This is a genomic window from Listeria booriae (genome assembly GCF_000766865.1).
GTDB classification, from domain to species: domain Bacteria; phylum Bacillota; class Bacilli; order Lactobacillales; family Listeriaceae; genus Listeria_A; species Listeria_A booriae.
In genome coordinates, this window is record NZ_JNFA01000025.1 from 61,607 (window position 1) to 85,782 (window position 24,176).

General features: G+C 40.9%; 16 protein-coding genes. 5 read left to right on the forward strand and 11 right to left on the reverse strand.

Annotation, left to right across the window (positions count from 1 at the left end; all coding sequences use genetic code 11):
- Window positions 1–11: 11 nt before the first annotated feature.
- From EP57_RS11515 to EP57_RS11545, 7 genes are all read right to left on the reverse strand, one after another.
- Window positions 12–2,192: a CgeB family protein gene (locus EP57_RS11515; RefSeq protein ID WP_114982852.1), complete on the reverse strand. Its 2,181-nt coding sequence runs from the start codon at window positions 2,190–2,192 to the stop codon at window positions 12–14.
- Window positions 2,153–2,806 (reverse strand): hypothetical protein, encoded by a 654-nt coding sequence (locus EP57_RS11520; protein WP_036086914.1) that lies wholly within the window; start codon window positions 2,804–2,806, stop codon window positions 2,153–2,155. Before EP57_RS11520 ends, EP57_RS11515 begins: the two co-directional genes overlap by 40 nt.
- Window positions 2,807–2,808: 2 nt before the next feature.
- A complete protein-coding gene (locus EP57_RS11525; protein WP_036086915.1) occupies window positions 2,809–4,047 on the reverse strand; it encodes a glycosyltransferase family 4 protein in 1,239 nt (412 codons plus the stop codon).
- An 11-nt stretch (window positions 4,048–4,058) separates the two neighbouring features.
- A complete protein-coding gene (locus tag EP57_RS11530) occupies window positions 4,059–5,258 on the reverse strand; it encodes a glycosyltransferase family 4 protein (RefSeq protein WP_036086918.1) in 1,200 nt (399 codons plus the stop codon).
- A gap of 54 nt (window positions 5,259–5,312) precedes the next feature.
- On the reverse strand, window positions 5,313–6,596 hold the full coding sequence (locus EP57_RS11535) for a nucleotide sugar dehydrogenase (RefSeq protein ID WP_036086921.1): 1,284 nt from the start codon (window positions 6,594–6,596) through the stop codon (window positions 5,313–5,315).
- Window positions 6,597–6,632: 36 nt separating this feature from the next.
- Window positions 6,633–7,097, reverse strand: a complete 465-nt coding sequence (locus EP57_RS11540) for a DUF4352 domain-containing protein (RefSeq protein ID WP_036086923.1) — start codon at window positions 7,095–7,097, stop codon at window positions 6,633–6,635.
- Window positions 7,098–7,184: 87 nt separating this feature from the next.
- On the reverse strand, window positions 7,185–12,287 hold the full coding sequence (locus tag EP57_RS11545) for an immunoglobulin-like domain-containing protein (protein ID WP_036086925.1): 5,103 nt from the start codon (window positions 12,285–12,287) through the stop codon (window positions 7,185–7,187).
- Between the two features lie 1,109 nt (window positions 12,288–13,396).
- Here EP57_RS11545 and EP57_RS11555 point away from each other — a divergent pair.
- Window positions 13,397–14,860, forward strand: coding sequence for an AcpB/EbpR/MafR family transcriptional regulator (locus tag EP57_RS11555; RefSeq protein WP_036086930.1), 1,464 nt, complete (start codon window positions 13,397–13,399; stop codon window positions 14,858–14,860).
- Between the two features lie 49 nt (window positions 14,861–14,909).
- Here the strand turns inward: EP57_RS11555 and EP57_RS11560 are convergent, their stop codons facing one another.
- Both EP57_RS11560 and EP57_RS11565 read right to left on the reverse strand, forming a co-directional pair.
- A complete protein-coding gene (locus tag EP57_RS11560) occupies window positions 14,910–15,635 on the reverse strand; it encodes a WxL domain-containing protein (protein ID WP_036086931.1) in 726 nt (241 codons plus the stop codon).
- Between the two features lie 133 nt (window positions 15,636–15,768).
- A complete protein-coding gene (locus tag EP57_RS11565) occupies window positions 15,769–16,800 on the reverse strand; it encodes an SDR family oxidoreductase (protein WP_036086933.1) in 1,032 nt (343 codons plus the stop codon).
- A gap of 104 nt (window positions 16,801–16,904) precedes the next feature.
- Here EP57_RS11565 and EP57_RS11570 point away from each other — a divergent pair, with 104 nt between their 5' ends.
- The gene (locus EP57_RS11570) at window positions 16,905–17,348 is read left to right on the forward strand and encodes a MerR family transcriptional regulator (protein WP_036086936.1); all 444 of its coding nucleotides are present in this window, start codon (window positions 16,905–16,907) and stop codon (window positions 17,346–17,348) included.
- 51 nt (window positions 17,349–17,399) lie between these two features.
- Here the strand turns inward: EP57_RS11570 and EP57_RS11575 are convergent, their stop codons facing one another.
- The gene (locus tag EP57_RS11575) at window positions 17,400–18,263 is read right to left on the reverse strand and encodes a GRP family sugar transporter (RefSeq protein ID WP_036086939.1); all 864 of its coding nucleotides are present in this window, start codon (window positions 18,261–18,263) and stop codon (window positions 17,400–17,402) included.
- A gap of 357 nt (window positions 18,264–18,620) precedes the next feature.
- Here EP57_RS11575 and EP57_RS11580 point away from each other — a divergent pair, with 357 nt between their 5' ends.
- Both EP57_RS11580 and EP57_RS11585 read left to right on the forward strand, forming a co-directional pair.
- Window positions 18,621–20,342 (forward strand): ABC transporter ATP-binding protein, encoded by a 1,722-nt coding sequence (locus tag EP57_RS11580; protein WP_036086941.1) that lies wholly within the window; start codon window positions 18,621–18,623, stop codon window positions 20,340–20,342.
- Complete coding sequence (locus EP57_RS11585) at window positions 20,342–22,114, forward strand: ABC transporter ATP-binding protein (protein WP_036086942.1); 1,773 nt, start codon at window positions 20,342–20,344, stop codon at window positions 22,112–22,114. The genes EP57_RS11580 and EP57_RS11585 overlap by 1 nt, the downstream gene beginning before the upstream one ends.
- A gap of 54 nt (window positions 22,115–22,168) precedes the next feature.
- Here the strand turns inward: EP57_RS11585 and EP57_RS11590 are convergent, their stop codons facing one another.
- A complete protein-coding gene (locus tag EP57_RS11590; protein ID WP_036087241.1) occupies window positions 22,169–23,161 on the reverse strand; it encodes a YeiH family protein in 993 nt (330 codons plus the stop codon).
- 93 nt (window positions 23,162–23,254) lie between these two features.
- Here EP57_RS11590 and EP57_RS11595 point away from each other — a divergent pair, with 93 nt between their 5' ends.
- Window positions 23,255–24,073, forward strand: coding sequence for a LysR family transcriptional regulator (locus tag EP57_RS11595; protein WP_052167658.1), 819 nt, complete (start codon window positions 23,255–23,257; stop codon window positions 24,071–24,073).
- Window positions 24,074–24,176: the final 103 nt, after the last annotated feature.

Here is a 24,176-nt window from a genome sequence, read left to right on the forward strand (position 1 = left end):
TTATCTTCCTCCTATATTTCAACGTGGCGAATCCACTGCTCTTCCGCGCATTTCCCGTTGTGAATAAAATTGTATTTGTCGGCACTAAACAACTTGGCGCCTTGTTTCAAGTAGCTGGATAAATCCGCTCCCTGCGTAAATTCCGTAAGCAGTGTTTTCAAGTCTTTTCGGAATGTAAAATGACTGTTTAAAATGGCTTGCGTACTAGATAACTTCGTCGTAAAGGTGTATTCCTCTGTCTCTTTGACACCCCAGTACTTGCCGTCTTTTTTGCGAATATAATTTCCTTTTCCGATAAAATCAGCATCGGTATACTCTGTCGCAATCATCAAATCCTCTAGATAGTTACGTCCGTAGAAATGATTTTCTCCCAAGAAGGCTACAAAATCAGAAGCTACTAAGTCGTTCAAACGTTGATAATTCGTAACATAATCGAGTAAAGAAATCGAGATTGTTTCGCTTTGATACGTGTTAATAATCTGGTTGATATTTTGGAAATCGAATACATTGCGGACAAAAACATGTAATTTCTTCGCAGTATAGGTTTGTTTATGGAATGTTTGCATGACTTGTTGTAGTGCTTCTTCTGATTCCACAACGCTGATAACCGTTACTTCTTTTTGCTTCACTGGTAAGGAAATGCCCATATTTTCTAGCATGAAATGTAAGCGATGTTTATACGTGTGCTTGTTGTAAATTTCGCGGATACCTGCTAAAGATAACTGGCGGTAGCGCTGTTCATCATTTGCAATAGCCGTCATCTGTTGGCGTAAGTCATCTGGATTTTGAGCAATCATTACTAAGTTGCCAAAAATTCGTTCGATGCCCTCTGAATAGCTGCTCAAAATTGGTGTTCCTGAGGCCAGCCCTTCAAAGACGCGTCTAGAAAACATCGTTGGTGAATGGATCACACTGTTGACATTTAGCATGAAACGGTATCCTTTATATGCTTTATCAATCTCGTTGTAAGCTAGGCTGCCCACGACATTATGCTCAAACTCTGCTGGGAAACGAAATTCTGGTTCGGTACGCTCGTAGTTCCGGTCGTAAATCGTCAAACCGAATTCATTACTAATAGCAAGCATCTCGTCCATAATCTCGCGGCGCTCTGGATGGCGGTTCGCATAATACGATCCGGCGAAGCAAACACCGTCTTCTCGTGGTGTGTCCAATTGAATTGGATTATGATGTTTTGGCTCCGCTGCAAAAGGAAGCGCATAGACATTTTTATGTTTCGCATGCTTTTGATAGTCTGGAATTTTGTTCGCATCGGTCGTGTAAATATGGTCAAAGCGTTTCGCTGAATCAATGAATTTGTCAAAGTGAATCGGATCTTCTTTGTTCCAGAAAACCGTTGGAATGCCATTGTCTCGGCACCATTGCAAGAGTTCAAATAGTTCCTCACGGCCAACGTTCGAGTAACGTCCAACTTTGTATTGCCAAGTACCGAAATTACCGTGCCAAGCTGATTCTACAAACAAGAAGTGCGGACGATTCTCTGTCAAAACTTCTTTCCAATTCTCTGGTGTGAATGTAATCAGTTCGACTTCTTCGCGGTAGCTTGTCATCGTAAACTCGTCGAAAATACAAGCCACTTTTAGCTCTTTAAAATCCCGCACATTCTGGAATGAATCTTGTGGTATGATTTGCGGCACTGGTTTCTTAGCAGTACTAAAGACACGTTTAATATTCATTTTTCTGAGATAAGCTTTCCCTTTACCGGTCACTTTCATGGCGACACGAATGTACTTCGAATCTTTTCCCAAGGTTATCTGCGTCTCCTTATTCACATCGACCATCGTTGTCGTTGTTTTGTCACGACCGCTGTATTCAACGATAGCGATTTTGATAGATACTCCTTCAGAAGGCTCTGCTTCGGCATAGACGCTTATTTGTTCTTCTGGAAAAACTTCCATATGATGTGCTGGCATCCGCTTAAAGGCAACATTCGTTTCTTTAAAGGAAGTGTAATTCCCGCGTTCTGTATTGTTAATAAAAAGTAAGTCGCCATTTTCTTCACGCGCTTCTAGACCTTCTTCACGGATATACCACCAATTGGCAGCATTTTTTAAATCAGCGTCATCTAAAATAACAGGATGCAGTTCTGCCACTAACTGTTGCTGAACTGTATCAATCGAACGAAAAACTTGTTTTATTTGTTGTTTGATCGTAGTTTTTTTCTTATTAGCCAATATTTCCCAGTCCATTTCATAATTTTAGTTTTCATGATTTGATTGTAACGTCCTTTAAAGTGATCACGCTCAGCCCTAACGGAAACCAAAGCTTTTTCTTGTTGCTCAAGCATCTGTTGTTGTGCCTCATTTTCTTTTTGAATCGCTTCCAGCGGTTCTTTTTGACTGTCTAGTAAAGCTATGATCTGAAGCTTGTGTTCTGCGAGTTCTGTTTTTGCGGCTTGTACTTGTTGCATCAGGCTTTCTTCGCCTCTTAGTTGGGCTTGCATTTGTTGCTTTTCTTCTGCCAATGCCTGATGTTTTGCATCTAGATTCGCAAGTTCTTGATTTAGTCGTTCTAATGTTGTTTTTTGCGTTTTATTGTTCTGTTCTAGTTTTTTCATTTCTGCTCGAAGTGAAATTGCTTCGTGAATTTGTTCTTCTAGTTGTTCTTCTAGCTTCTCTTGGGCTGTTTTTAAGGCTTGGTTCTCTTCGTCTGCGCGCTGTATTTGTTCTGCTAGTTGTTGTTTTAGTTGTTCGTTTGTCTCGTTTAAGGTTGTGATTTCGAGTTCTCCCATTTTCTTCTGCTTTCTTGACTTTTTCGTTTGTTTCTTCTTTCGTTTCTGATCTTGCATCTCTACACCTCTGTTAGCCTTTGATAGATTTTCAAGAATTTGATTTTTTCGTTTGTCCAATTATATTTTTCTCTCGCTTGGAACGTGTTTTGGTGCATTTTCTCCCGTAGTTCTGGCTGGTCGATTAATTGATTGACACCAGCGGCAATCGATAGCGGATCATCGGATTTCACAAGCACCCCTACTTCATCATTTGTCACCACTTTTTTAATCTCTGGAAAATTACAAGCGACAACTGGTATGCCAGCCATGATATACTCGAAAAGTTTATTCGATGCGGCTGAGTAATGATTAAAGGACGTATTGTTCAGTAATTGAAAGCCAATATACGCATTCTTTGTGTAGGCAGGCAGTTGTTCTACAGGGACTTTTGGAATAAACTTCACGCGATGTGATACATTTTGACGTGCTGTTTCGGCGACTAGAAACGGTTTCCATTTGCCGTCTCCGATAAAGACCACTGTGCCTTTCTTGATGTGAGGAACGGCTTCGAGTAATTTATCAAGCCCCCGTCCTTCTTGAAGACCGCCCTGATAAAGTAAAATCAGTTCATCTTCTGGTAAATCTAATTGCTTGTGTAAGTTGATTGGTTCGATATGTGTTTGTAAAAAGGGATAGTTATAAATCACGTTCGGAGAGAATTTGTAGATGCGCTTGATAAATCTCGCTCGTGTATAATTCTCATGAATGCAACTATCGATATACCGCATCAAAAACTTCTCCGCTATTGGGTAAACTTTCGAGTTATACCCTGAACGGCTGACATTCACTTCATGAGAATCAAATATGACTTTCCGTTTTCGTACCCATTTCCCGCATACAACGGCTTGGAATAGTGTATTTAAATCGTTTGCGTGATAAATATCGGCATCTGCCTTTAATCCCCAATAAATCATTTTGGTGATCAGTGCTATTTTGCGAATAACGTATTTTACCTTGGTTTTGTAGAGCACAAGATATGTGCCGATGAAGCAGATTACTAAAAGAGGAGTATAAAAAATGGCAGCAAGGAGGAGTAAGCAAATAATAATTTTGTGCCATCGGTGTGGAAAGGTGGGGAGTTTAAAGCCAAGGCGCCTAATTTTAAATGGATCGGGCCGTTCTTCTACTGTTGTTTTTTCTTGTCCTAACGCCAACAATTGAAGTTCATATCCCGCCTCGGCTAGTGCCGTACATTCTCGCAATACACGTGCATCATTCGTAAAATGATTCCAGACAAACATGGTGACTTTTTTTGACATAAGTGATTACCTCATTCAAATCCAGCAATAATTTTTTCAATACGTTTGAAATTTTCCTGCCAGTTATAGTTTGCTTTGGCGTAGTTTTGGCCGTTTTGGCGTAGTTGGGCGCGTAGCTCGTGGTTTTCGATTAAATGGGTTAGTCCGTTGTACATCGCCTTTTCTTCGTCATGACCGTAAATAAATCCGGTATTTGACTGATTGATAATTTCTTTACTATAGCCCGAAACCATGCCGATAATCGGTAGGCCGATGCCCATGTAGTCCACGATTTTTCCAGGGATGACTGTTTCAAAAACGGGATGTGGTACTAGGCTGACAAACGCGACGTCTGCTTGGGCTAATTTTGTGAGGACATTGCCTCTTGTGTCTGGCGGACTCACATGGATGTTTGCTAATGCTTTTTCTTTTACGGAGTCGATTAGTTTTTGGTAATTCGTTCCGTAGCCAATCATTTTAAAACAAACATTGGGGTCATCGTGGAAGTGTGCTGCCATTCGGATGAAACTGGCCAATTCTTGTGCTAGCCCAATGTTTCCTGTGTAAATAACTGTGATTGGTTCATTAATAATTGGTCGTTTCTTACTTCCAAGTGCCAATTCTTCATTCGTCAATGCATTCGGTACAAAGGTTATTTTATCTGGGTCAATGCCTTGGTCTGTGATATACGTTTTGAATCGTTCGCTGTTCACGATAATTTGGTCTGCTTTTTTGTATATGCGCTTTTCTAATCGATACGCCATGTAGAGGAAAAATCGTGAATTGAACTTTCCCACCCCTTTTAATGACTCTGGCCATAAATCGCGAATATCAACAATCAGTTTTGTTTTTAGTTTCCGTTTCGCTATTAAACCGGCAAGTGCTATCGAAATGGGTGGACTCGATACGTAGACGACATCGAAAGATTCTTTTGTTCGAACTATTTTCAAAATGAAACGGCATACCGTCTCCAAGTAGAGGAGAAACCGAAATAACATATTGGCTTCGTATTGGCTCGTTCTCGTTTTTACACGGACAATTTTCTCGCTTTCGAGGTCTGCATCCCAAAACTTTTCCTGCTCGTAAATGTCACGATTCGGATATTGCGGTTCGGTTGTGTACAACGTTGTGTCGTACTCTTTGCTGAACAACCGAAACAACTGCTTCATGCGATTCGCGGCACTTCCGATTTCAGGATAGAAATTTTGAGATATTAAAAGTATCTTTTTCAATTCATCATCCACATTTCTATTTTTGATCGCAGTTCTAGTAGCAAAATCGGTTGGTTAGGCGATGATGCTGACGGCTTGACGTTCTTTAATTTTCGAAAGTGTGCCAAGGTCGTAGTAGTTCTCCATGTCTTTACATTCCGTTGCCACATTTTTTGTATCTAAAATTGCTTTTGTACGCATGTTATTGAAATCTGCACTTGTTAAAGCTCGGAATTCAGAGTGATCTACAAGTACTAATACAAGGTCAGCGTCTGCTGTTGCTGTTGCCATGTCTTGTTCGATAAATGGTGCATTCACGTGCGGGTCATAGGCTACTACGTCGAATTGTGACATCGCGTCTAGTTCGTGATAGATTTCTAGGGCTGGGCTTTCGCGGATATCATCAATGTCGCCTTTGTATGTTAAGCCGAATACAGCGATTTTTCTGCCTTGGATTTTGTCCATTAAAGCCACGGTGTTTTCTACGATGAAGTTTGGCATGGTGGAGTTAATATGACGTGCGCGTTGAATCAGATGTGATTGTGCTGGTGCCTTTGCTGCGATGAAATAAGGATCTACGGCTAAACAATGTCCGCCAACGCCTGGTCCTGGTTGGTGTAAGTTAACACGTGGGTGTTTGTTGGCCATGCTGATAACGTCTAGTGCGTTGATGCCTAGTTCAGCAGAGATGTGTACTAGTTCGTTTGCTAGCGCAATGTTTACGTCACGGTATGTGTTTTCCATTAGTTTAGACATTTCTGCTGTAGATGCTGCAGATTCGATTAATTCGCCTTGTACAAAAACGCTATAGATTTTTTTGCCGGCTTGGGTGCAGGCTGGTGTTACGCCGCCGATGATGCGGTTATTATAGATCAATTCGTGGATGATTTGACCTGGTAGTACGCGCTCTGGACAGTGAACAAGGAATACATCCTTCCCTACGATAAGACCCGTACTTTCAACGAGAGGTAAAATGTGATCTTCAGTAGATCTTGGGGCGATTGTAGACTCAATGATGATGGTATTGCCTTTTTCTAAAACTGGTAAGATGTTGCTAACGGCTGATTGTACGTAACCTAAGTCACATGATTTTAGCGCGTCGTCATTGTTTGGTGTTGGTACAGAGACGATGAACGCATCCGCTGGTTCTACTACTAAACCAGCTCGGAATGTTTTGTTCGTAAGTGCTCTATCTAACTCGGCTTGAAGTCCTGGTTCTTCAATGTGAATTTTTCCAGTATTTAATTCTTTGATGACGTTCTCGTTAACATCAATTCCTAATACATCTTGCTTATGATTGGCAAACATAATGGCCGTTGGAAGTCCGATATATCCTAATCCCATAACAACTATTTTCAATTTATGACAATCCTTTCTGATTTCGAATTTAATGGCTTATTTGGCTTCTGGAATAGTGATGGACCAGCTTGCTTTTTCTTTATCCATCGGTGCGTAAACAAGTGTGCCTTTTTTCACTGTGTTTGGTAGTTCGAAATATGCTTTTCCTGCTAGTTTTTCGTTTGGTTTGAATTCATCACCGAAGTTGTTTCCTTGTGGGTAAACGTCGAATGTTTTACCGTCTGCTTTTATTTTGAAGTCGCCTGCGCCAACGCCAACTGGTGCGTTATCGTTGTTTAGGAATGACATGGCAATGCTGACCATATTTTTGTCTTTTTTCGTGCTTTCTGTTGTTTTGATTTCGCCAATCTTCATGTCAATGTTGTCGACTGTTTTTGTTTTGAATTCTTGTTTTGCTGTTTCTGTTGTTTTTTCCTTGTCGTCTTTTGTTGCCGCGTTGCCACATGCTCCTGCAAAGACTAATGTTAATACTGCTGCTGTTGCTAATACTATTTTTTTCATTCGTTTGTACACCTCATTCATTTAATAACTAAAGGGGAATAGTGCTATTCCCCTTTAGTTGTGTTATACCATTGTGTCTGATTCGTGTTAGTCAGCGATTGTTACGTTTGATGTTGAGATTTCGTTACCTTTGTTGTCGTAACCAATTACTTGTACATCGTCTGTTGATTTTAAGTTCAATGCTTTGATGTAGTATCTGTATGATCCGTCTGCTTGAACGATTGCAACACTTGTTTGAACAGTTCCGTTCACTTTAAGTGCTACTTTGTATACGTCACCTGTTGCTGTACCGTTTAGGTAGCTATCGCCAACTTTTACGTCAGCTGCTGCTACAGTACCTGTTGCTGCATTGATTGTAACTGGTTTGCTGTCTAAAAGTTTACCTGCTGCATCATATACTTTTACGTTTACTACGTCGCTAGCATTTGTGATAAGAGCTCCTGCATAGTAACGGATAACGCCATTTGTTGCTGGGATTGCATTTTGTAAGCTACCATTTACTTCTAGTGCTACTTTTGCTACGTCGCCAGTGTATGTTCCTTCAACGTATGTGTTTGTTCCGATTTTGTATGCTGTTGGTGTTACTGTTCCTGCTGTTACTACTGGTGCTTGTTTGTTGATTTTTACAGTTGCTGTGCTAAGCTCTGCGCCTGTTGCATCATAAGCGATAACTTCTACTGAGTTTGTTGCTGAAGTGATTAGTGATTTTGCGTAGTATTGGAATGCTCCTGCTGTTGCTGGGATACCTGATTTAAGAACGCCATCTACTTTAAGAGCGATTCTAGTCACGTCACCTGTAAGTGTTCCTGTTACATAGCTATCTGTTCCAACTGTGAAGTCGTTTGCTACTACAGTACCGTCAGTTGTGCTGATTGCTACTGATTTGATGTTTACAACAATGCCAGCTGAATTGTAAGCAACCACTTTAACATCGTCCGTTGCGCTTAGAATTTTAGATTTTGCGTAGTATTGGTATGTGCTACCTGATACGTCAATTTTTTGTCCTGGAGCGCCGTTCACTTGTAGTTCTACTTTTGCTACATCGCCAGTTAGTGTTCCTGTTACATAGCTGTCTTTACCAAGTTTGAAGCTGTTTGCTGTGATTGTTCCTGCTTGGCCGTTATCAGTAGTTACTGTTACTGGTTTTGTATCTAAAACTTTACCTGTTGCATCGTATGCTGTTACTACTACTATGTCTGTTACGTTTTTGATGTTAGCTTTTGCGTAGTATTGGAATGGTGATGTTGGTGTGTTGATTGTTTGGTAAACTGTTCCGTTAACTGTTAGGCTAACTTTTGCTACGTCACCTGTGAATGTTCCTTTTACATAAGCATCTGTTCCAAGTGTAAATTTATCAGGTGTGATTGTTCCTGCTGTAACTGTTGCTGCTTTTACGTTTACTTTTGTTCTTTGTAGTTCTTTACCTGATGCGTCATAACCAATGATGTAAACTTGATCTGTTGGTTGTTTGATGTTGTTTTTAGCGTAGTATTGGTAGCTTGAACCAGATACGTCGATTGCTGTTAATTTAGTTCCGTTAACTTCTAGTTGTGCTTTTACTACGTCGCCTGTTAGAGCGCCTTTAACATAGTTGTCTGTACCGATTGTGAAGTCATTTGCTGTGATTGTTCCTGCTGTTGCTTTAATAACGTTTACTTTTGTTCTTTGTAGTTCTTTACCTGCTGCATCGTAAGCTACGATGTAAACGTCATCTGTTGCTTTCGTGATGTTGTTTTTAGCGTAGTATTGGTATGTGCTACCAGATACAGTAATCATTGTTAGTTTCGTTCCGTTAACTTCTAATTGTGCTTTTGCTACGTCGCCAGTTAGGTTACCTTTAACATAGTTGTCTGCGCCAATTGTGAAGTCAGCTGCTGTGATTGTTCCTGTTGTTGCTTTTGCATTTACTTTTACTTCTGTTTTTTGTAGTACTTTACCGTTTGCATCAAGTGCTACGATGAATACTTTGTCTGCTGGGTCTAAGATAGCTGTTTTAGCATAGTATTGGTAGCTTGAACCAGATACGTTGATTGTAGTTAACTGTGTTCCATTAACTTCCAAGTATGCTTTAGCAACGTCGCCTGTTAGCGCACCTTTAACATAGTTATCTGTACCGATTGTGAAGTCGTTTGCTGTGATTGTTCCTGCTGTTGCTGCGATAACTTTGATTGTTACTGATAATTCTGTTGTGTTACCGTCTGAGTCTGTTACTGCATAACGAACTGTGTAGCTACCTACTTTGTTCATGTCTACATTGTTGCTTAAAACTTTAATATCTGCTGTTAAGTCGCCATCTTCTTTATCTTTTGCTGTTACATCTGCTAATGGGTCAAATGAATCTCCCACGCGGAATGTTTGATCGTCAGCTGTGATGACTGGTTTTTGGTTTGATTCAACGATAACAACTGCTGGGTTACCTTCAAGGCCGTTGTCACCTTTTTGTGTTACTGAAAGAACTGCGTCTTCTTTTTGTTCTGGAATTGCGATAGAGAAGTCGCCTTTATCGTCTGTTGTACCAGTTACTTTTGAACCGTCTGGAAGTGTGATTGTGATTTCTTTGTTTGGTTCACCTTTACCAGTAACAACTTTGTCACCTTCTTTTACTTTGTCAACATCTGGAGTTCCTGGTACAGATAGATCTTGTTGTACTTTTGTTGTTACGTTTGCACTGTCGTTTACACCATTTGTTTGGTAGGTAACGACTGATTGATCTTTAGCAAGGTTAACGCCTGCTGGTACGTTTACTGTCCATTTACCGTCTGGGCCAACTGTTGCTTTTGCTGTTGTTCCGTTAGGGAATGTAACAACAACGTCGTTTCCTGGAGTACCAGTACCTGTTACTGTTTTCGCACCAACATAGATTGGGCTAACTACTGGACGAGCGATAGCACTAGAACCTTCTGTTGAAAGACGTGTGTAATCGAATAGGTTGAAGCCGTTAATTCCTGTTACTGGACCACCGTAGTAGTTAGTTGTAACTGTGCCGTTTTTGCTTGCTAATGTAACACGACCAGCTTCGATATCAGTCCATACGCTGTTTGTTGGTTCAGACCAATTAGAACCGTGATTCCATCCCATTAGATTTTTTACGTTGTTGATTTCTAGACGTGATTGGTTGGCAACTGTTGCGGAACCATAACCTTTCACAATATGACCCGTTTTAGTTGATGCATTGTTGTTATTTTGACGGAAATCAATAAGTTTAGGGCTGTTAAGAACTAGCTTAGAGTTTACTCCGCCACTTAAGTCAAATACAGATGTTGTTGATGATGGATAAAGTGATTCAACATATGCCATTGTATCTTTTTGGAATGTTACAACACCGTTTGCTTTTACTGCTGGTTTTGCTGTTTTTGAAGCTGCACGGATGTTAGCTTTAGAGTTAGTAGCGAATGTTGCAGAGCCTGTAGTGTAGATACCGTAGTCTGCTGCTGCAATTTTAACTGTTGAACCTGTTCCAACGTTAAGTGCTGCTGCTGCGCCACCTTCTTGTCTAATACCATCTGTTCCGGATAGGTCATAGCTTGAGTTAGCACCGATGTTAATTGCTGAACCGTAAAGTGAATGAATCGCATGGCTGTTCAATGCTTTAATGACAACCGTGTTGTTTTCTCCGAATGTTGTGTTTTTGTATGTGTAGATACCATCGTGGCTAGACGCTGTGATGTTTAAATTAACGTTTTTACCTGTTGATACACCTTCACCACTTGTATTTGTAGTCCAGATACCATCTGTGTAACCTTTGATATCCATTGAAGCATCGTCAGCAATTACTACGCCGCCTGCATCAATACCTCTACCAGCAGAAGATGAGATAGTAGTTTTTGTGTTTGAACCGAAGTTTACACGTGAGTTTCCTGCTGCATAAATTGCTCCAGCTTTTGCTTTTACGTTAACTTCTGTGTCGTCACCGAAAATAATTGGTCCGCCAGAGTAGATACCGTAGTCAATACCAGAATCGATATCAATTTTTACGCGATCGCCTGGTGCTTTTGCTTGGTTAGATACTGAACCGAAGCGGATAGTTGCTGCTCCTGCTGAGTAAATAGCTTTATATTGTGTTCTTAATTTTAGAGATGAACCGTCACCGAATGTGATAGATGCATTACCGTAGAAACCATAGCCATTATCACTTACGATATCAACTGCTGCATTTTTACCTACAACGATTGATGCTCCTGTGTTGTATGCATAAACGGCAGTACCTGTACCAGTTGCTTTAAGTTTTACGTCATCGCCGATTGTAATGTTTCCAGATACGTAGATACCGTTACCAACATCACCTGATGCTAGTGTTAAGTCAGCGCCATTTTTAACAACTAATGTTGCTGCTCTTACAGTTCCGTATTTAGATGCTGATTTCAATACTGTGTTTTCACCAATAACAAGGGCACTAGTTGATACGTCAAATGCGTAACCTTTGCTTGAGTTCATGTTGATATATGCGTTGTCGCCAATACCTACACTACCTGATGAACGAACTTTAACTGCTGTGTTCAATGCTGATAATTCTTCGATGCGTGTGTTGTCTTCAATAACTAGCTCATCAACGTCCATACCGTATTGATCTGGGCTGACGATTTTATTGTTTGTTCCGCCGATAGATAGGGATAATTTACCCGATCCACCCATGATCATTCCCCATACTTGTACGTTGTTCGTCAAGTTAACAGTTGGTGCTGCTGCTGAGTTATAACCAGTGAATACACCTTTTGTTCCAATGTTCGTGATGCTCAAGTCTTGTACATCAACAATAGAAGTAGAGCGCATAATCATTTGGAAGTTACCAGCAGTTACTGCATAGCCGTTACCTTCGATGCGGATGTTGCTGTTGATAGATACGTTACTTGTGAATTGGAAGTTACCAGTGATTTCGATAACGTTGATTGTTGTAGATTCTGCTGCTGCTTTAAATTCTGCGAATGTAGAAACTTGTGCGCGTTTCTCTGTTACGCCATTATCTAAAGCTAGTGCTCTTGATTCGATTGCAATTTTGCTTGCGGCTTGATCAGCTGTTGGCAATGTTGTTGATGCTACATCTTGCCCAGTCGCTTCTGCTGCAAATGATCCTGTTGGTAATACTGTAAATACTTGACTCGCAATAACTGTAGCTACTAAAAGTGATTTGGCAGCTTTCTTGACCGACGCTTTAGATAAAACGTTAATAGGTCCCTTTTGTTCTAATTTCATGTTTATTTTTCTCCTTCTTCCTTCAAAATGTCTATTTGTCTATTTGCTTCCCTACGTGAAACGAGCTGTCTTCACATAATAAACACCCCCTATAGTAGATACAAAATGTAGTATTTCTATATTAAATCAAAAATATAGAATTATCCGTATAAAACATTATTTATTGGATTGGATAATCTACGTTTTGTATTTTCCGCAAAAGCAAATGTTTCTTTAGTGCTGTTACGAATTATATCACAATATTTTTTGCCTACTTTTCGATATTTTCCTTTGTAAATCAAGAGTTTAGAGAAAAAGAAATGTAGTTGGGTGATATATCCAACCAAAAAAGTAAACTGTTTTACTTTTAGGTGTCTTGGGTGAAATCTTTGTTAAATTTAGCAAAATGCAAGTATGAATGTTTTAAAAATTCTGATTTAATATTTTCAGGAAAGCTTTATCATGTGCTTTCATTTGGTAAATACTATATATCCTATGCAACCATGCGCTTCTTCTCTGAAAGTATTTTTATTAATAGTAAATATTTTCATAGCTTTCTTACATTGTTTCAGCTCGTTCTTTCTCAGATCAATTATTTTTTTCTAGTTATTGATCTCATTTGGTACTGTTTTTTTGGTAACAAATTTCACTTAATTTTTGTTCTAGTTGTGCTTAAAATACTTATTTTGTGAATTTGTCATTGGTTTGGTGTGAACTGGTCTTGCTTCGTGTGTGAGAACTGAACTTACACCAAGAACAATTCTATCTTGCTGCCGCGGTTAGTTTGGCATCACCTCCTTTACATTGGGTGTATTTCTTTTTAGCGGGTGTGCTAGGTCTTGCTTTAGTTTTGGAATTTGATTTGTTTTTTTGTGGGGAGTCTGGGTGTTTTTGTTTGAAGGCGAGTATTTTGGGATACTCTTTTGGAAGGGAGGCTTGTGGGTGGTATGGAGCTCTTCATACCTTGGTGCCTCTTACACATATAACAATACTATAAAAAGAGGTGAAATTAGGCATATTCTCAAAAACTTCTTTATCTCGGAATTTTTTGATTTGATGCTTGTCTTAAAACATGACAAATGCGGATTATGATGCTATATTGAGCTTGAAGAAAAAAGGAGTGCGTTTCGATGAAAAACTTAGTAATAGCCTCAGAATATCGGAAGTTACGCTTGTTGCACATCTTATTTACAGCCGATGCCAACTACACAAAAAAAGAGCTTGCGGAGATGTTGCATTGTTCTGTGAAGACGCTAGATACGGATATTAAAGGGTTGCAAGAGATTTTTGAACCGCATATTGCGCATGTGTATGAAAATGAGTACTATGTGTTGCTTGATGTTGGGGAGCAAGTGAATTTTACTTATCTATATGCAGCAACGGTTAGTAATTCTTATCTTTATTTGATTTCTAAGGATATTTTTGAAGGGCAGCATTTGTCTTTGACTGAATGGGCAGAGGCGAATTTCAATAGTTTGCCGACGACGTATCGACGGATTAAGCAGATTGATACGTATTTGGCGGAAAGTCGGTTAGTGCTTGAGACGACACCACTAGATATTAAAGGGACGGAGATTCGGTTACGCTTTTTCTATTTCCAGGTGTATAGCCGGACTTATCCGTATACGAAATGGCCGTTTCCTGATATGCCGTACGAGCGAATTAATGCTTTTATCAAAAGTGTGGAACGTTGTTTCGGCATTTATTTTTCTTTATCGGCGCGAATGAATTATGCGATTGCGATTGCGGTTTGTTTAACTCGTTTCAAGCAAGGTTATCGGTATGTTATGTCGGATGATGATGCACAAATTTGGGCGACTTTGGCTGATACACAGCGCGAATTTTTTCCGGTGGATCATGCTATTTTAGATGAACTTGCTGGAAAACCGCTACCGCAAAGTGAGCAGTTTATTAATGTGTTAATGTGCTTTTGGACGCATTTTTCGTATGTAGACGAGGGGCAAGCTAATAGTCGTATTAAGTATGGAAGAAAAGACACGCCTGAAAAATTTAAGTTAGCGTCGGAATTAGCTACTTTGTTGGCGCCTTATCCGATTCGAAATCAGCAACTTATTTTGGCGGAAACGCTTGATTTTCTGTCACGTTTTCTCTTTATTGATAAGGTAAATGTGTTGCCTGAGATTCCGTATCCGCATATCGCTCCTGATAAACTCGTATTGAGCAAGCAAATTCGCGATATTTTGACGAAATATGAAACACATCCAAAACATCACTACATTCGTTCCAACAAAGCGATGATGGTGAACTATTTGACAAACCTCTATAATGTGATTGTGCAGCAAGAAAAACGGCACCAAATCCTTCATTTGAAAATTGTTTCGGAGAACGGCTATTTTTGGGAGGAATTTTTGCGGGCTGAGATACGGAAAAACTATTCGGAGGAGCAGATTATCATTTGTGATGAGCTACATTCGCATGAACATTTGCAGCACATTGATTTAATCATTAGTGATTTCCCGTTTTATGAGGAAGTAAGTGTGACGACGAATCGGCTTGTTTGGAATATGCCGCCTACTAAGAAGGACTACGAACAGTTGGATTTGTTTTTGGCGAAGTGGAATGAGAGAGAATAAAAAACACGAGAGTCCGCAAAAATGGATTCTCGTGTTTTTGATGTTCCTATTATGCTGGTGTGTCTGTTAGTTCCCATGTTAATGTTGCTTCGTATTTGCCTGGAACCTTCGATGTTTTACCTGGAACGCTTAATGTAATACTTTCTGCTGCTTCTTGGTTATCGGCACCGAACATTTCAACCCATGTTCCCATACCTTCGTTTTCTTCTGCATTCATAACGTCAGAAGCAATTCCTTCTGGGTTTAATGCAAAATCAGATACTTCTGGTGCATCGCTTTCTGATGCGGAATTCACTGTTGGGTTAGTGAAAGCAAGAACGGCACCTGTTAATTCAGAACCACCATTTGTGAATTGACCATCTTGTTTTACTGTTAAATGCCAACCAGCGTTAGAACCACGGTTATCTGTTACTTGCACAAAGTTCGGTACATCTTTAATTGTTTCGTCTACACCAACTTTGATTTGATCCAGTTGCGCTTTATATACTTCGTTGTTACCGGAGATTTTTTGTTCACCGAAATGGATATTGGAGATATAATCGATACTTAGAGGACCTGCAGTACCAGCGGGGTGATCGGGGTCAACGGGAGTGATTGGACCTGGACCATCTGGATCTGTCGGGTCAACAGGATTCGTAATTGTGTCATTAGGTATGAAGTTCACATCTGCCTTAGAACCTAGTGTTCCGCCGTCTGCCGCCAAAGCGTGCGTTCCTGTTCCTGCTAATGTTGCAACTGTGACCATGCCAATAATTGCGAATTTTGTTAATTTCATGTTATCAATTCCTTCTCTCGTGTATTATTTTTCTTACATACCAAGAATACTACGAGAAAAGTGAAAAACACGCGTAATGTCAAAAGTTACTCCAATTAAGAAAAAAATGAAAAACTGGATTTCCTTCCTATTATTATATTAATTTAAATTTCGCCATACTATCGACCGATGCTAAAATGACTTCCTCATTCGTTGAAATCGGTTGCCAGCCCAGCATTTGTTTCGCTTTATCGTTCTTCACATTGCGATTCATGACGTGCATTAATAGGCCTTCTTTTGCTTGTTTGTTCACTAAAGCCGCTGTGCGGAGTGCCGCGTTTGGAAGTTTTTTCGTCGAGACATTATGAGCGATTTGTGGGCGTTTTGCTTTTAGTAGTTCGGCAATTTCTTGTAGTGATGTTTGGCCGTCTGCTGAGGCAATAAAGCGTTCGCCGTTAGCTTCCGGTGTTAGCATTGCGCGAATATGAATGTCTGCAACATCACGAACGTCAACGATATTCAGCGGGATTTCAGGAATGCGTTTCATCGATCCGTTCAATAAATTATTGATGAGCATGAAGCTACCCGAAATATGTTCACTTAATGAAGGGCCAAAAATAGCAACTGGATTCACCGTCGCAAATTCCAACGTAGTATCTGGTTGATTTACAAAATCCCATGCTGCGCGTTCCGCCAATAATTTCGATTTTTCATAAATAGATAAGCCCGCCGCATTTTCGTCCGTCCAGTCTTCCTCCGTCGTTACGACACCCGTCCCAGCTTTTTTACTAAACCCAACAGCGCCAAAATTAGACGTCATCACAACGCGGGTCACGTTCATTTTTTGGGCTGCTTTTAGAATTCTTGTAATCCCTTCTACCGCTGGCCGAATTGCTTCTTCTTCACTTTCAGGCTCGTGAAAGAAAACCGGTGAAGCCACGCTAAACACGTAATCGCGGTCCTCCATTGCTTCTTCCCAATTACGGTCTTCCGATAAATCTGCTTCAATAAATGACAACTGCTCCAAGTTTTGAACGCCATTTTCTTTTAAAGTTTCTATAATCATGTCTTTTTTCTTCATCGAACGCAACGTTGTTTTCACGTCATATCCTTTTTGTAGTAATTGCAAAAGAATGTGTACCCCGACAAAACCTGTTCCACCCGTAACTAAAATTTTATGATTCATTTTATTTTCCTCCAATTTGTGTTTCGATTTCTTTTGAACTATACTTAGTGTAAATCCTAAACCATGGTCGAGGTCAAACTTTTTTTGAAAAGGAGTTTTTAAAAATGTATCAAACTTACTCTATTAAAGACGTTGCGGCGTATTTTGATATTTCCATTTCATCGATTCGCTTCTACGACAAGAACGGTTTACTACCTTTTGTTTCCAAAAACGAATCTGGTCATCGCGTATTTACCGAATCCGACATGAATTTCATCCATACGATTTGTTGTCTCAAAAATACCGGTATGCCTATAAAAGACATTAAGCGCTACATCCAGCTTTGTATGAACGGCCCGAACTCGATCAGCGAGCGCAAAACCATGCTCCAAGAACATAAAGCACACGTCCTCCGCGAACAAGAGAAATTGCAAGAAAACCTCAAAGAAATCGACATCAAAATTGCGCGCTACGACTCCAAAGATGCAACATCGATTATCCAAGCGCAAATCCAATACGTCACCGCAGAAAAGAAAGCACATGATATGCCAAACCCATTCCATGTATAAAAAAATCCATGATACGCCATTTCCCGGCTGCATCATGGATTTTTCGTTCGATTATGCTTTTGTCAGACCGATAAGTACGCCGCCAATAACGACTAAAATAACACCGATAATCACAAATATAAGCTCTTTCTTCGTCTTGCGTTCGCCGAGTAGCAAAATCGCGCCAAGCGTTGAAATAACAACACCCAATTGCGATAAAGAAAACCCAGTCGCCACACCAACAAGACTATTCGCATAAAGCATCGCCACATTCCCCGACGCCCAAAGCACACCCGGAATAATAAGCAACGCCGTTTTTTTCACGAATCTGCTTTCCGTATCTTCCTTGCTCCGCGCTGTCATCACCAGTGCTGCTACAACCATTCCGACCGCCTGAGGCAAAATCGCGTCGAAGCCATTGATTGAAAACCCTTGAATAATAACAACATATCCGATATATCCTAAAGAAGAAATAACTAACACGACGAGTCCACTATTTAATTTTGACTCCCCAGAATTATCTTTTTCTGCATACGATGTCATGAAAATACCGATAATAATAAGTGCTAAAGCAATGAAACCGAGCGTAATTCGAAACGCCGTATCCCATTCATGAAAAAGTAAAACACCAAACAATGTCGTTCCTACAAGTTGCATCCCCGTTGAAATCGGCATCGCTTTTGAAACACCAATCAACTTAAAGGATTTGAGCTGAAACATTTGTCCAACCGCCCATAAACACCCTGTAATAAAACTAATAACCAGCGTCTCCATCGTGTACTTAGGATCTGTAAACGCCAATGCAATACACGCAAAAACAAGCGCTCCAAAAGTAATCCCCATCGTCTGTTGTCTTGTCGTACCGCCAATCTTTGTAATCAATAGCGGCATAATTCCCCACATCAACGCAGGTATTAGCGCAATTAAAATATTCATCTAACAAGCTCCTCCCATTTTCTCACAAGCTAGCGAATCATGATCTCTCCAGTGATTATCCCACAATCCGCGCCATCTGTCGACAAGTCTACTTCCTACCTCTCACATTATAATAGATGAAAGGCGTTTCATAGCAACTCTTAAAAAAAATACAATTTTGTACATTTAATCACTATTATGTGAAGAATAGCACGCCTACAATGGCTCTACTTAACAAGTTGGTCCATCAAATTTGTCTAAATTCCGAACAATGCCTAATTCTAGAATAAAGTTTCAGTTTTCCCTTGCTAATTAAAACAATTTGTATTAGAATATATGTTCGTGCTGGGTTTGCAACACACAAAAAGGAGGTCTATAATGAAAGTTTTATTTCAACACTTAAAGAAATATAAGCTTCAAACCACGCTTTCCACACTGTTTATCGTCGTCATGGTTATCTCACAATTATGGCAACCGAAATTATTACAACAAGTTCTGGAAGCAATTATTAAAGACGATATGGACGAAATCACAAACATTGGTATTTTACTAATTATTATTGCAATTGTGGGTCTTATCGCCGGTATCCTAAACACTATCCTCTCTGCAAAAGTGGCACAAGGTGTAGGAGCCGACATTCGTGAAACTAGTTTCCGCAAAATTCAAACATTCTCCTTCAGCAATATTGAGAGACTTTCCACAGGGAACCTAGTTGTTCGTCAAACGAATGATATTACGCAAGTTCAAAACTTAGTGATGCTATCTTTACAGTCACTAACTCGAATTCCGATTATGTTTATTGGTAGTTTTATTTTAGCGATGTATACTTTACCAGAACTTTGGTGGATTATTATCGTGCTTGTCGTGCTTGTTTTCCTCATCGTTTTCCTGATTTTCGGAAGAATGGGTAAACATTTCGGCAAAATTCAAACTTTCATCGACCGCGTGAATGCTATTGCGAAAGAAAACTTGGCGGGTATGCGCGTTGTGAAATCATTCGTTCAAGAAGACAATGAATTGCAACGTTTCACAAACACAAGTGATAAATTAACACACCATACAATCGTTGTTGGTCAACTTTTCTCCATTATGATTCCAGCATTTATGCTCGTTTCTAATATGGCAGTTGTTGCGGCGATTTATTTTGCTGGTGATTTAGTGAAGGATAATCCCGAAGTTATCGGGGCTATTGCTTCTTTCATGAACTACTTAATGCAAATTATGATGGCAATTATTATCGGTGGTATGCTGATGATGATGGCTTCACGTGCGATGATTTCCCTTCAACGGATTGGTGAAGTGCTAGACACAGAACCAGACATCAAATACGACGAAAACGCGCAAGACAAAGATTTAGTCGGCAGCGTAGAATTCCGCGATGTTAGCTTCCAATATGAAGGCGACGAAACAAAAGCACTAAAACACGTTTCCTTCCAAGCTCGCCCTGGTGAAATGGTCGGTATTGTTGGCGCGACTGGGTCTGGTAAATCAACCCTAGCACAGCTCATCCCACGACTTTATGACCCAACAGAAGGCCAAGTACTTATCGGCGGCGAAGACTTGAAGAAAGTAAGCAAGCAAACACTTCGCAACACAGTGTCCCTTGTTTTACAACGTGCGATTCTATTCTCAGGCACAATCGCTGAGAACTTGCGCCACGGTAAAAAAGATGCTACCTCAGAAGATATGGAGAAAGCAACACGTATCGCCCAAGCGAAAGAATTCATCGAGCGTCAAGCCGATGTTTACGACGCACCAATCGTAGAACGCGGAAACAACTTCTCCGGTGGGCAAAAACAACGCCTTTCCATCTCACGCGGTATCATTGGCGATCCAAAAATCTTGATTCTAGACGATTCCACAAGTGCCTTAGACGCGCGCAGTGAGAAACTCGTGAAAGAAGCATTAAACAAAGAATTAAACGACACAACCACTTTCATCATCGCTCAGAAAATCTCTTCTGTTATCCACGCAGACAAAATCCTAGTACTCGATGCTGGGGAACTCGTTGGCGTTGGCTCACACAAAGAACTACTAGAAACAAGTGAGACTTACAGAGAAATCTATGACACACAAAAGGGAAAGGAGGTTGACGCGTAATGAACGAATTTAAACGTATCGTCCGCTTTTTCTGGCACTATTTAAAAGCTTATAAATGGCAGATGACCGTCATTATTTTAGCAGTTATTGGTGCTACGTATTTACAAGTCAAGGCTCCTGAATATATCGGTAAAGCGATTCAAGAGTTGGCGAACTACGCGCAACGCCTCTTCACAACTGGTGTTGACGACAAGACCGACTTTGTTCATATTATCTGGATGCTGATTCTGTTCTACGTTTTACTAGCAGCAGCAACATTTATCCAAACCATCCTAATGGCCGGTGTTTCAGGTCGTGCTACAAACCGGATGCGTATTGGCCTTTTCCGCAAAATGGAGAAATTATCAATCCGTTTCTTCGATGGACATAAAGATGGCGAAATGCTAAGCCGTTTCACAAGTGACTTAGATAACATCTCGAACACGCTGAACCAAGCGCTTGTCCAAGTTTTATCCAACGTGGCACTAATGATTGGTGTTATTATCATGATGTACCAACAAAACGTGAAGCTTGCGTCAGTAACGTTGATTTTGGCTCCTGTAGCTATTATCATTGCTGCGTTAATCATTCGTAAAGCCCGTAAATACGTAGATATGCAACAAGATCGTCTTGGCGAACTAAACGGTTATATCGATGAGAAAATCTCTGGTCAAAAAATCGTTATCACAAACGGTCTAGAAGAAGAAACAATCGAAGGCTTTGTGAAACATAACAATATCGTGAAAGACGCTACCTTCAAAGGCCAAGTTTACTCCGGTTTACTTTTCCCGATGATGCAAGGTATTTCCTTAGTCAACACAGCCGTTGTTATTTTCTTCGGTGGTTGGTTGGCGCTTGATGGTAGCATCGAACGTACAGCAGCACTTGGCTTAATCGTTATGTTCGTTCAGTATTCACAACAATTCTATATGCCGCTTACACAAATCTCGTCTCAGTACAGCATGCTACAACTCGCAATCACTGGTGCGCGTCGTGTCAGCGAAATATTTGACGAAGAAGAAGAAGTCGAACGCGCGAACTTACAAGAAATCGACGGCGTTCACAAAAGCGTGAAACTGCAAAACATCGACTTTGCTTACACACCTGAAAAACCAGTCCTAAAAAATGTCTCCATTGACGTTGAAAAAGGTAAAATGGTTGCCCTCGTTGGCCCAACAGGTTCCGGTAAGACAACCGTCATGAACTTGCTAAACCGCTTTTACAACGTGGATAACGGCGCCATCCTGTTTGATGACATCGATATTCGTGATATCAAACTCGCGTCCCTACGTCAACAAGTCGGTATCGTTCTTCAAGATTCCGTCCTGTTCTCCGGAACCATCCGCGATAATATCGTGTTCGGTAAACCAGAAGCAACAGACGCCGAAGTAACCGATGCCGCAAAACAAGCCAACATTCACGACTTCATCATGACGTTAGAAAACGGCTACGAAACAACAATTAGCGATGAGAACAACATCTTCAGCGTTGGTCAAAAGCAATTGATTAGCATCGCGCGTACCATCATTACAAATCCGTCCCTTCTCATTCTCGATGAAGCGACAAGTAATGTAGATACCGTAACAGAAGCCCGTATCCAAAAAGCAATGGATAACGTCATTTCTGGACGCACAAGTTTCGTCATTGCCCACCGTCTGAAAACCATTCTTGATGCCGACCACATCGTCGTTCTTCATCAAGGAGAAGTCATCGAACAAGGCACACACGAATCATTACTACAACAAAAAGGATTCTATTCCGAGCTGTATCATAACCAGTTTGTGATGGAATAAAGATACGTACCTCGCTGATTTTTTGGCGAGGTACTTTTTTCAAACTCAAGTTATTTAAAAAAACAATTTACTCGCCGTAATCGACAAAGCTAGCAACGCCACCGAGCCAATCGTTGCCGCTAGGAAAACACGACCACCGCGGCGAATAATCACTTGGAAATTCACGCTCATACCAAGCGCCGCCATCGCCATTCCTAAGCAAATATAAGCAACCGAAACCAAGCCATTCAAAAGCTCAGCTGGCATCGCAACAAACGTCCCGATTGCACTAGTCAACAGAAATCCGCCCATAAACCACGGGATTGGCAACTTACTTTTTTCGTCCGTCGTTGCTTTTGCTTTGCGTTGCGCGATAATCCCAACAATCACAGCCACTGGTGCCAAAAGAAGTACCCGCGACAGTTTCATAATAATCGAAGCATCAAGCGCCCGCGTTCCACCAGCACCTCCAGCCGCAACGGCGTGTGCAATTTCATGCAACGAAGAACCCGTCATCACACCAAATTGCGTCGGCGTCATCCCAAGCACAGGCTTTAAACCGACCTCAATCAGCGTAAACACCGTACCCAAAATACAGACCACAGCAACCGCCAACACCGCATCATCATTCTTCGCCTTCACTTGTGGCGACACACCCATCACTGCAGCGGCCCCACAAATCCCGCAACCACAAGCCGCCATTAGTCCAAGCGAATCCTCGACTTTTAGCCATTTACAAAGAAAATATACCGTCACAATCGTAAAAGCCACAACCACAATCGCTAGTACAATCGTCTTTATTCCCGAATCCGCCAGCGCCTCCAAGTTCAATCGGAACCCCAACAAAATAATCCCCAATCGCAAAAACTTATTCGAAATAAATCCCGTCCCCGGCTGCGCGCTCACAACAACAGTCCGACTTACTTGCACGAGCATCCCAAGAATCAGCGCAATCACAAGCGCGCCAATCAATTGCAAGCCCGGCAGTAACGCCAAATATTTCCCCGCAAGCGAACAAGCAAGCGTCACTAAAATCCCAATCCAAAAACCTGTTTCTTTCCATCTCATTTCCAAATTCCATTCAACTCCTAATCTTTCATGCTATAATAAAACCAAACGGGCAAAAATTCCCGATATGTATAAAAAAGGGGGCGAATCACATTGTTCCACCTACTCCAAACATTTATGGCCGTCTACGAAGAACAAAATTTCACACATGCGGCCCAAAAACGCTTTATCTCACAGCCAACCGTATCACTACATATTCAAAAACTAGAAGAACTCACCAATACGACCTTATTTTTGCGAAACGGCCGGAATAAAGCCGTCCCAACAGAAAGCGCCGATCTGCTTTACGTCCGCGCGAAACAAATGGACTCCTTATGGGAAGCAAGCTTGAACGACCTAGAACAACTGCGCGGTAAGACGCGAACAGCATACACCATTGGAGCCTCCCAAACCATCGGCGTTTATATGCTCCCTCAAGTCCTGCCACAACTCCACGCCCATTTTCCAAATTATGATTTCATAGTCACCATCGCCAATTCAACCGCGATATTTCATAACGTCGAAACCCATGACTACCAAGTCGGCCTTGTCGAATCCCCCATCATCGCGCCAACCGTGACCCGCGAAGTTTTTGCGTACGATTCATTAGTTTTAGCAGGCGATATGAAAAGCGAGCTCTGGCTGCTGCGCGAAACTGGTTCCGGCATCCGAGCATACACCGATCAATTTTTCCAACAAGAAAACATTATCCCACAGCAAAAAATCGAAATTGCAAGCAACGAAGCCATTTTGCAACTACTCGAACAAGGCACCGGAAAAACATTGCTTTCCGACTTAAGCGTCCGCGATTTTCCTTACGAAACGCCGTCAACACCTATCACACGACCACTTTACCAAATTAGCAATCACGCTTTTCCTACCGACGACGTCCAAATCAAGTTACTCGACCTCTTACAGCAAACGTTTCGCTAACACATCTATAGCATACAAATAATTCAGCAATAAGTAAAATAGATATTTTAAATACTTATTATTACAAAACATAATAAATAAGACGCGAAACCTGTGCTAAGAT

Bases quoted from the DNA above. Each gene is read 5' to 3' on its own strand.
- EP57_RS11520 (WP_036086914.1), bottom strand. From the start codon at position 2,806: ATGCAAGATCAGAAACGAAAGAAGAAACAAACGAAAAAGTCAAGAAAG.
- EP57_RS11525 (WP_036086915.1), bottom strand. From the start codon at position 4,047: ATGTCAAAAAAAGTCACCATGTTTGTCTGGAATCATTTTACGAATGAT.
- EP57_RS11540 (WP_036086923.1), bottom strand. From the start codon at position 7,097: ATGAAAAAAATAGTATTAGCAACAGCAGCAGTATTAACATTAGTCTTT.
- EP57_RS11545 (WP_036086925.1), bottom strand. From the start codon at position 12,287: ATGAAATTAGAACAAAAGGGACCTATTAACGTTTTATCTAAAGCGTCG.
- EP57_RS11555 (WP_036086930.1), top strand. From the start codon at position 13,397: ATGAAAAACTTAGTAATAGCCTCAGAATATCGGAAGTTACGCTTGTTG.
- EP57_RS11560 (WP_036086931.1), bottom strand. From the start codon at position 15,635: ATGAAATTAACAAAATTCGCAATTATTGGCATGGTCACAGTTGCAACA.
- EP57_RS11565 (WP_036086933.1), bottom strand. From the start codon at position 16,800: ATGAATCATAAAATTTTAGTTACGGGTGGAACAGGTTTTGTCGGGGTA.
- EP57_RS11570 (WP_036086936.1), top strand. From the start codon at position 16,905: ATGTATCAAACTTACTCTATTAAAGACGTTGCGGCGTATTTTGATATT.
- EP57_RS11575 (WP_036086939.1), bottom strand. From the start codon at position 18,263: ATGAATATTTTAATTGCGCTAATACCTGCGTTGATGTGGGGAATTATG.
- EP57_RS11580 (WP_036086941.1), top strand. From the start codon at position 18,621: ATGAAAGTTTTATTTCAACACTTAAAGAAATATAAGCTTCAAACCACG.
- EP57_RS11585 (WP_036086942.1), top strand. From the start codon at position 20,342: ATGAACGAATTTAAACGTATCGTCCGCTTTTTCTGGCACTATTTAAAA.
- EP57_RS11590 (WP_036087241.1), bottom strand. From the start codon at position 23,161: ATGAGATGGAAAGAAACAGGTTTTTGGATTGGGATTTTAGTGACGCTT.